At 39.5% G+C, this 11310-nt stretch carries 2 protein-coding genes; both read left to right on the top strand.

Going from position 1 to position 11310, the window contains the following annotated elements; all coding sequences use genetic code 11:
* The first annotated feature begins 39 nt into the window (after positions 1 to 39).
* Positions 40 to 10506, top strand: coding sequence for a non-ribosomal peptide synthetase/type I polyketide synthase (locus IM515_RS12500; protein WP_287627205.1), 10467 nt, complete (start codon positions 40 to 42; stop codon positions 10504 to 10506).
* A gap of 31 nt (positions 10507 to 10537) precedes the next feature.
* A complete protein-coding gene (locus IM515_RS12495) occupies positions 10538 to 11293 on the top strand; it encodes an aspartate/glutamate racemase family protein (RefSeq protein ID WP_002768078.1) in 756 nt (251 codons plus the stop codon).
* Positions 11294 to 11310 lie beyond the last annotated feature (17 nt).

Below are 11310 nucleotides of genomic sequence, written 5' to 3'. Positions count from 1 at the left end.
TTAACGGCGTATAAATTTAGAAATTATAGAGAATAGGGCATGGTTGAGAGTATAGATTACAAAAAATTAATGGCAACGACCTTAAGCAAAATGGAGGTCATGCAGGCTCGTATCAATGAATTAGAGACGAGACAAAGTGAAGCTATTGCGGTGGTTGGGATGGCTTGTCGTTTTCCTGGAGGTATTAATTCCCCAGAAAAATATTGGAGTTTTTGTCAAGCCGGGCTTGATGCTATAGTAGAAGTTCCTAAAAGCCGTTGGGATATCTCAAAACTGTATTCTCAAGAACCAACTTTAGGAAAAATGAACACCGCTTATGGGGGATTTCTTCAAGAGAATATTACAGAATTTGATGCCCGTTTCTTTTCGATTTCAGCAAGAGAAGCAGCCTCCATGGATCCTCAACAAAGGTTACTCTTAGAAGTTGCTTGGGAAGCGTTAGAAAATGCCAATTTACCTCTGAAAAATTTAGCCGATAATAAAAAAGTAGGGGTATTTGTGGGGATTACTAGCATTGATCATGCCCTGAAGGTTTACGGCACTAACTATGATCAAATTGACTCTTTTTTTGGCACCGGCAATGCTCTAAGCGCAGCCGCCGGAAGGCTATCTTATTTTCTCAATCTTCACGGTCCTTGTCTCTCGATTGATGCAGCCTGTGCATCCTCATTAGTAGCCGTCCATCAGGGGATTCGTAGCCTTAGAAATCGTGAATGTGAACTCGCTTTAGTGGGTGGGGTAAACCTCATTTTAGAACCCGCAATTACGATTAGTCTTTCTCAGTCGGGAATGATGTCCCCCGATGGGCGTTGCAAAACCTTCGATGCCTCTGCTAACGGATATGTGCGAGGGGAAGGCTGTGGGGTTTTAATCTTAAAAACTTTATCAGAAGCCCAGAAAAACGGGGATCACATTCTTGCCCTGTTGCGAGGTTCGGCGGTGAATCATAATGGGGCTGCTGCCGGTTTAACCGTACCCAGTGGACCCGCCCAGCAAGAATTGCTCCGTCAAGCTCTAGCTGATGCCAGAATAGTCCCTGAAGATGTCAGCTACATAGAAGCTCATGGCACAGGCACTTCTTTAGGAGATCCCATCGAATTGAATGCCATTGCCTCAGTTTATGGAAAGCGCTCCGACCCTCTTTATATCGCCTCAGTGAAAACCAATATCGGTCATCTTGAAGCCGCAGCTGGCATGGCCGGAATAATCAAAACAATTCTGATTCTTCAACAGGGTGAAATCCCCTCCCATCTTCACTTCCAAAGCCCTAATCCTCTGATTAATTGGGAAGACCATCCTATTAAAATTCCTACTCAAAATATACCTTGGCCGAATAACAATAAAGTCCCTATAGCTGGGGTAAGTTCTTTTGGGTTTTCTGGCACAAATGCCCATGTCATTGTTCAACAGGCACCCGTCAGCAAAATCTCAGAAATTCAACAACAAATTCCCAGTCATCTCTTAACCCTTTCAGCCCACAACAAAACCGCTTTAAAAGAATTAGCCAAACGCTTCCATACCCTCCTAGAATCTCGTCCTGAAATTGGAGATATTTGTTATAGTGCAGCCGTCGGGAGGATAGATTTACCTGAACGTTTAGCCATTGTTGGCGATACTTGTCCAGAATTACAACAAAGATTAGCCGCTTTTGCTGAAGAAAAACCACTTGATGATTTGACTTTTTATCAACGTTTTACATCGGAAAAATCCCCTAAAATTGTTTTTCTTTTTACAGGGCAAGGGGCTTGTTATCCCGGCATGGGGCATCAACTCTATCAAACCCAGCCGACATTTCGTCAATATATTGATCAATGTGCCGAAATATTAGCGAAGTATTTAGACCATCCTTTAACTGAAATATTATTTGGTGAACAGACCGATTTACTCAATCAAACTGCTTACGCTCAACCGGCTATATTCGCCCTAGAATATTCCCTAACAATGCTATGGAAATCTTGGGGAATTACCCCCAGTTTACTGATTGGCCATAGTGTGGGAGAATATGTAGCAGCTTGTATCGCAGGAGTATTTAGCTTAGAAGCTGGACTCGCCTTAGTTGTCAAACGGGGGCAATTAATGCAAACCACGACCTCTGGGAAAATGGCTTCAATTTTTGCTGATGAAGAGACAGTCAGTTCCCTAATTAAAAATTATACTCAAACAGTTTCAATAGCTGCCATTAATCACCCTCAACAGATTGTGATTGCTGGAGAAAGTGCCAGCATTGAGGAAGTTATTAGCACCTGCAAAAAGCAAAAAATTCCCGCTCAATATCTTCCCGTTACTCAGGCTTTTCATTCCCCTTTAATGGAGCCAATTTTAAAAGAATTTGAAAAAGAGGCTCGTCAAATTTCTTATCAACGACCCCAAATTCTGCTACTTTCAGGACTTGATGGAGAGGTTTTAGAAAATGCACCAGATGCCGCTTACTGGAGCAAACAATGCCGAGAACCAGTAAGATTTTTGTCGAGTTTAATAACCGCTTTCAACAAGGGATATAACCTATTTTTAGAAGTGGGACCAAGACCAATACTAGCAGAACAAGGTCGTCGTTATAAAGATGAGTTCATCTGGTTAAGTTCTCTCAATCGTGGCTTAGATAACTGGCATACAATTCTTTCAGCCTTGGGACAACTCTACCTAAATGGCGCGCCTTTCAATCCAGAACAATTCAATCGAAATTATGGCTATAAAAAAGTCAGATTGCCGAACTATCCCTTTCAAAGGAAACCTTGCCAATTTCAGCCTAATCCTCGAACAGAAAATCAGAGCATTGACAAAATATTCCTAGACGCACAAACCTCTAACCTTACCGATACCGAAACCACAGTTTTCAATATGCAAAAACATCAACAGGAAATCCGTAATCAATTAAAATCAATTTTGGCTTTACTTCTGAAAGAAGATGAGAACGATCTACCGGAGGATGAGACATTACTAAACTTAGGAGCAGACTCAATTATCTTGACTGACTTTTCTCGCAAAGTTGAAGAAAAATTTCAAGTCAAAGTGAAAATAGATCAACTCTTTACCGATTTACAAACTCTTGTTGATATCGCCGAATACCTCTGCCAATTTGTCAAAGAAAAACCCTTAGAAAATGCTTCAGAAATAACAACTAAAGTTATCGATGATGAGACAGAATTAAGCAATTATTTGCAAGTCATTGAGCAATTGCAACCCATCGCTACAGCCTATATCATCAAGGCCTTAGAGTCCCTAGGAAAAAAACTTAATCAAGGGGAACAATGGACAATAGAAACCCTAAGACAAACCTTACCTGTTGCCCCTAAATATCACATTTTGCTCAATCGTTATTTGCAGGATTTAGAGCAAGCTAATATTCTTCAAAATCAAGGGAATATTTGGACTGTCAAAAACTTGCCTGAGTCTTTTTCCTTGCCCCAAGCCCTACAAAAGCTAGAAAAAACTTGTCCATCTGCAAAACCTGAATTAGAAATGTTGCAACGCTGCGGCGAAAATTTAGCAGAAGTTCTCAAGGGAAATATAGACCCCTTGACATTAATTTTCCCAGAAGGTTCCGTTGCTCATGCAGAAAGTATCTATGGAAATTCTCCCGTATCTCGATTGATGAATCAACGAGTCGCCCAAGCTATTAACCAGATTTTAACCAACTTTTCTAATAGTGATCGCCCCTATCAAATTCTCGAAATAGGAGGAGGAACTGGTGCCACTTCAGAAGCAATTCTTAACCACTTAAATCTCGATCATGTCACTTATTCTTTTAGCGAAGTTTCTCCCTTCTTACTGCATCAAGCTAGGCAAAAATTTCAGAAAAAATATAACCTAAACTTTCATCAACTAGACATTGAAAAGTCCACCATTTCTCAGGGGATACCTGCTCGTAATTATCATATTGTTGTGGCCGCTAACGTCCTTCATGCGACCCGAAATATTACAGAAACTCTAACCCATATTCGGGAACTGCTGCGCCCCGGTGGTTACTTAGTTCTCCTCGAAACCGTAGAAAATAACTCATGGCTGAATTTAACCTTTGGATTAACCCCCGGCTGGTGGCGCTTTCAGGACCAAGAATTACGCTCAGACACTCCCTTATTAAGTGGGGAAAATTGGTGTTCCGTTTTAAAGCGCTGTGGTTTCGCTACGGCGAATAGTTTCTCTAAACAAAACAATATTCCCATTAACAATGGCCAAGAATTAATTCTTGCTTGTGTGCCAGATGAACACCTCTCAATTCCTGCAATTCCTAAGTTCACTGTCTCAGGTGAAAGCTCCGGTAAAGAAGCCTTAATGATGGCTCAATTACAATCTTTAAAAGACCTAAAAGACCTCCATGAGAAAACCATTATCAAGCAATTAGAAGTTCTTCAAACTGCCACCGTCTCCCCCAGTATAGCCCCCGAAATATTAACGAATCAGACTCAAATCATTCCTACCCAAAGCTCTAAGATAGAAACTTACCTTCCGGTTTCTCAAGAGAATCCCAAATCTCCTGAGAAACCTAGTTCTCCCAATTTAAACCCCTTAGCTTTAAAGCTGACTGAGAACAAATCCTTAACCGAACAACAACAAGCCTTTATTCAAAATTTACAGAGTATTTATAACCAGAAAACCGCCAAATCAAAAGCCTATTCACAAAATAGCCGTAAGACAATGGTGGATGTTAAACCGACCATTGACTTCCGCATGGCCTTAAAAGAATTTCAATATCCCATTGTTTCAGAATCTGCTCAAGGGGCTTATTTTAAGGACATTGATGGCAATAATTACATTGACTTAGCTATGGGGTTTGGGGTTAACTTTTTTGGGCATAGTCCGGATTTTGTCATTGAAGCGGTTCAAGAACAAATGAACCGAGGAATAGGTTTAGGAATGCAGTCAAATCTGGCTGCCGAAACCGCCGCTTTAATTAGTGAAATGGGTCGAGTCGAAAGAGTCGCTTTTAGTAATACGGGAACCGAGGCGATTATGGCCGCTGTTCGCATTGCTCGCTCTCGTACAAAACGTCAAAAAATCGTTATGTTCGCCGGCTCCTACCATGGAACTTTTGACGGCATCTTAGCACGAGTAGGAGAAGATAAAACCACGGCTCAACCCTTAAGTTTAGGCACTCCTTTAGGAATGGTTGAAGACATAATAGTCTTGAGTTATGGAGTTGAAGAAAGCCTCGATATTATTGCTACTCATGCTGATGATTTAGCCGCCGTATTAGTCGAACCAGTTCAAAGTCGCAAACCCGATTTACAGCCTCAAGAATTTCTGCAAAAACTACGACAAATAACCCATAAAAAAGGGATCACACTCATTTTTGATGAAATTATTACTGGCTTTCGGATTGCTCCGGGAGGAGCGCAAGAATGGTTCAATGTTGAAGCTGATATAGTCATTTATGGTAAGGCCATTGGAGGAGGTTTACCAATTAGTATGATCTGCGGTAAAGCAGATTTCTTAGATACCGTTGACGGCGGTTTCTGGCAATACGGAGATGACTCTCATCCCCAAACCGAGTTAACCGCTTTTGGGGGAACTTTTTGTCGTCATCCTTTAGCCCTTGCTGCTTGTCGTGCTGTGCTTTTACATCTTCGGGAAAACAGTCCAACGATTCAAGAAAAAGTGAATCAATTAACTCATCGATTAGCCACCGAAGTTAATCAGTTTTTTCAAGAAATAGGCATTCCGATTCGGGTTGTTAATTTTGGCTCTTTATTCCGCTTTGAACCCTTTGGAGCTTATAGTATCTTCTTACAACCCATCGAATTACCCCTCTTTTATTACCTATTAAATCTTAAAGGAATCTACACATGGGAAAAACGAGTTTGTTTTCTCTCCACCTGCCATACTAATGAAGATATAGACAAAGTTATAGTAGCCGTCAAAGAAGCGATTACGGAATTGCAGCAAGCTGGTTTTTTTGCTAATGCTAAACGCCCCCAAGTCAAGAAAGAAGAAAAAAAGCCCCTCTCTGAAGATGAAGATGGTAGGGGACATCTACCATCTTTAAATCAGTCCTTTCCCACCAGTGAAGCTCAACGTCAACTTTGGTTATTAGCTGAATTAGACCGTAATGCTTCAGCATCCTATAACGTCACAACATCTCTAGAATTACTAGGTTCTTTAGATGTTTACATTTTAGAAAAAACGATTAATCAAGTTATTAATCGCCATGAAGCTTTGCGAACCAAAATTATAGAACAAGGAGAATTACAGGAAGTTGTCAATGAAGTTAAAATTAAATTAAACCTCATTGATTTGAAGGATGAAGATAATCCCGAAGCGACGGCCTTAGCGTTACGATCTCAGTTTTCCCAAAAACCCTTTGACCTGTCGATTGCTCCTTTATTTGCTGTGATTTTAATGCGCTTAAAATCTGACCATTATCTGCTCTCTTTAAAAACTCATCATATTGTGGCAGATGGTTGGTCACTAGGATTAATTTTGCAGGAAATTGGTCAACTTTATTCATCCCCAAATAACACAACTAAAGATGTTCTCAAACCACCGATGCAGTTTCGGCAATATTTAACCTTGCGAGGGCAAGAGACGCAAAGTCCGCAAATGTTAGAGCATCGGGATTTTTGGTTGAAAACCTATCAGGAAGAGCTGCCAACCTTTGAGCTTCCCACCGACTTTCCCCGTCCCGCCGTTAAAACCTACACTGGCGGCCAAGAAAGTCAAGTCATTCCCTCGGAAGTTGGGCAAAATTTGCAGAAAGTAGGACGCAAAAATAAAGCTACATTATTTATGACAATGTTCGCCGCTTATACTGCTTTTTTGCGTCGAATTTCTGGACTTAAGGATTTAGTCATTGGTATTCCTATTTCTGGGCGACAAATAGAAGGTAGTGACAACTTAGTAGGCTTTTGTTCTCAATTTTTACCCCTGCGGATACAAGTCGATGCTACCACCTCTTTTATTGAACATTTACAACACACTAAACAAACCCTGATCGACGCTTTTCGCCATCAGAGTTATACTTTAGAGGATTTATTAGCAGCTTTACAATTACCTAGAGATTTTTCTCGTTCTCCTCTCATTTCGGTATCTTTTAACATGGATCCTAGTTTAACTTTGCCTGAGTTTAAAGACTTAAAAGTATCCTTGCCACCGTCACCGATTGCTTACACCCCTTTTGATCTAGGATTTAACTTAATTGAACTTAATGATAACCTCATTATTTACTGCAATTACAATACAGACCTCTTTAAAAAAGAGACAATTAAACAATTTATTGAAAGCTTTGAAATTTTGCTGAGGGGAATCATTGACGATGCTAATCATCTTCTTTATCAGTTACCTTTATTAACCCCAGTCCAACAAGAGAAGTTACTCAGACAATTAACCGGAAAAACTCGCAAACTCCCTGAGAAAGCCACCATCATTGATGACTTTGTAGCTCAAGTTAAATTAACCCCTAATGCTCCCGCCTTAATTGCGGGAAAAATTAGCCTTAGCTATCAAGAATTAAATGAAAAAGTCAATCGTCTTACCCATTATTTACAGCAGGAATATCAGCTAGGTGTAGGAAAAGTGATTGGGGTCATGCTCCAGCGTGATCACAACTTAATCATCGGGATTCTGGCTACCTTTAAAACTGGAGCGACTTACGTTCCTATAGACTCTCAATATCCTCACAGTCGCATTGAGTTTATTTTAAAAGATAGTGGCTGTCATGTTTGCCTAACGGAGAGTAATTTTATCTCTAAGTTACCTGAAAAAATGAAAAAAATTTGCTTAGATAAAATTGATCCTATTGTTGAAAAATATGACAAAGATGAGCCTAAAATATTTCGCAATTCTAGCCAAACTGCTTATATTTTCTACACTTCAGGTTCAACTGGTAATCCTAAAGGAGTCATGGGCCGTCACATCTCAATTTTGAATGTTATTCAAAGCTTACGACTTACTTTTGATTTAGATAAACATCCTGAATGGCGCTATATTTTCACAGCTGCCGTTACTCATGATCCATCTATTCGTAATATTTTTCTCCCCTTAACCATAGGTGCATCCCTATATATGTACGAAATAAAATATATAGGACATTTGGTTTCTTTCCTACAAGAAAATCAAATTAATGCCCTACATACCACCCCCTCTATCTATCGAGAAATCTTGGGGCTACTTGAACCAGGAGAAACCATTTCCAGCTTAAAATATATCTCGGTAGGAGGGGAAAAATTAGATCGGGAAACTGCCTTAGCTTTGCGGAAACGTTTTCCAGCAGAAATTGTTAGCAATGTTTACGGATCTACAGAAACTTGTGTGGGAGTATCCCAGTATGAAATCAAGGAAAACTTAGACAGCGAAATCCCCCTCGGTCAAGTTTTCCATAACAATCGCTTAGGGGTTCTTGATGAATTTAATAATCCCGTTCCCCTCCATGTAATCGGCGAAATTTGTGTAGAAGGTGCCGCCCTAGCATCGGGTTATCATAACCAACCCGAAATGACTCAAGAAAAATTTAAACCTAGCTTTCTTGATGAGACAAAAACTCTCTTTAGAACCGGCGATTTAGGCAAGCAAACTGCTCCGGGTATCATTGAGTTTATGGGACGAAAAGATAATCAAGTTAAGGTCAATGGTTATCGAATTGATCCCGGAGAAATTGAATATCAATTGACTCGTTATGCTCCCATTGAAAGAGCGATTGTTTTACCCATTCAAGTGAATAATCAAACTCAATTATCTGCTTACTGTCAAACAGAAAAAACTCTAGAAATTGCTGAGATTCGAGAATTTCTTGCCAAGTTTTTACCAGTTTATATGATTCCCAGTTACTTTATTTTTTTAAAGCAATTCCCTTTAACTCGACATGGGAAACTTGACCTGCACTCCCTGAGACAACTCAGAGAAACCGGTAAATATCTGGTTAATTCTAATTATGTTGCACCCCGTAATCATTTAGAATCCAATCTCGTTAGTATCTGGGAAAAAATTCTCTCTAAACATCCTATCGGTATTTTTGATAACTTCTTTGAAATTGGCGGTCATTCTCTACTCTTATCAAGGGTTGTAACCCGGGTTCATAAAGAACTAAATGTATCCGTAAAATTGGCTGACTTCTTTAAAGTTCCAACCATTGCTGGATTGGCGACTTTAATCTCCCAGACTCAATACAATTATCAAGAACCCATTTCGGCAATTCCCCCCCAAAAATCTTATCCGATGTCTCATGGTCAGCGTCGTCTTTGGGCTTTAGAATTTCTAGATCAAAATCATAATGCTTACGGAATGCCCAGTGCTTATCAATTCAAGGGCAATCTCAATATTGATGCTTTTGAAAATGCCTTTCAACAGTTAATTCAACGCCATGAAATTTTGCGGACAACCTTTACTTTAATCAATAATCAACCCCGTCAAGTTGTCCATAATCAAATGAACTTTGTCATTAAACAAATAGACCTGACAGCTTATGTTAGCACAGAACAAGAAAACCTGATCGAAGAAGCGATCAGCCATAATGCCAAAACGACCTTTGATTTAGAAGTGGGACCGTTACTTAAAGTTAACTTACTTAAACTAAGCCAAGAGAATTACATCGTCTTGTTTAATATGCACCATATCATTTTTGACGGTTGGTCAGCTGGGGTTTTAATTAAAGATTTCCTCACCCATTATCACGCCTATGGACAAGAAAATTCCCAATTAATGCCCCCTCTTAGAATTCATTATAAAGACTATACTTCTTGGCAAGAAAGTCAATTAGAAACCTCGAAACTTCAAGGTCAACGGGATTACTGGTTAGCTAAATTAACTCCTGTTCCTGTGCGTCTTAACTTACCTGTTGATTATCCCCGCCCACCTGTTAAAAGTTTTCAGGGAAATACAATTACATGGCAACCTGAACCCGAATTGATCGATACTTTTGAGAAGTTAGTTAAAGCACAAGAAGCCAGTTTATTTATGGGTTTAGTTAGTTTGGTTAAGAGTTTTCTATTCCGTTACACTGAGCAAAATGAAATTACAATAGGCTCTGCTATCGCCGGCAGAAATCATCCTGATTTAGAAGATCAAATCGGATTTTATGTTAACACTCTCGTCCTGCGGGATCAGATAACAGATCACGACAGTTTTACGGATCTCCTTAGCAAAGTAAAAACAACCACTTTAGAGGCTTATGATCATCAAGACTATCCCTTTGATCAGATCGTATCTGATTTGAATTTACAACGAGATCCTAGCCGTAATGCTCTCTTTGATGTGGCAATTGTCCTGCAAAATAATCAAAATGTAGATCTCGCCTTGGACGGAATTACAGTTAACTCCATTGACCCAAAAATGATTACCGCTAAATTTGATTTAGAATTTATCTTTGTTGAGGAAGAAGAACTTTATCTCAAGCTAATCTACAACACAGATATATTTATCCATGAGCGAATTTTATTGATCATAGATTTGTTCAAAAACTGGCTAGAGCAAGTTGTAAAATTTGCCCATGAACCTTTGATAAACTTATCCTTAGCTTCCTCAGAAAATCTTATTCAAGAGGGGCAGGAACTGTTCACAGAAGACTTTAATTTTTAGTCAACAGCGATTACACTAGCAGGAGATTTTAATGAAGACAAAACTACCGATTCTTGGCGTTTTAGGTGGTATGGGACCAGTGGTTACTGCTGAATTTCTGAAGTCGATTTATGAATATAATCCTTTTATTGATAAGGAACAAGAAGCCCCTAATGTTATCGTTTTTTCCCTTCCCTCTGCACCTGATCGCACAGGTTCTATTGATAGTGGAAAAGAAAGAGAATTTATTGATTTTATTCAAGTCAATCTGGAACATCTCAATAAACTGGCTGATTGCATAGTCATTGGCTGTTGTACGGCTCATTATGCTCTACCTCAGATTCCCGAAAATCTGAAGGATAAACTTATTTCCTTAATTAAAATAGCGGACCAAGAACTCCAAGAATATAATAAACCTACCCTTTTACTTGCTAGTACAGGGACTTACCAGAAAAAATTATTTCATGAAGGCTGCACCACCGCAGATCTGATTATTTCTCTCTCAGAAAGTGATCAAAAGTTGATTCATGAAATGATCTATAAAGTGCTAAAAAGAGGACAGGATCCGTTAAGTATTCTTAGGGATATAGAAGCATTATTAGAGAAATATAACACTCGCTCCTATATTTCTGGGTGTACCGAATTTCATCTCTTAACAAAATCTCTCAAACTCAAAGGAATTGACTCCATTAAAGCGATCGATCCTTTAAGTACTATCGCTCAAAACTTTTCTCAGTTAATCATCAAACAAGCTCAGGTAGATCTAGTGACCGACTGCCATCAGCCTTCAAACCCAAAAAGCCCTTGACCATCGCACCTCTATCA

This window comes from Microcystis sp. M44BS1, assembly GCF_020244875.1.
Lineage (GTDB): Bacteria > Cyanobacteriota > Cyanobacteriia > Cyanobacteriales > Microcystaceae > Microcystis > Microcystis panniformis.
This window is presented reverse-complemented; position numbering and strand designations above follow the sequence as displayed.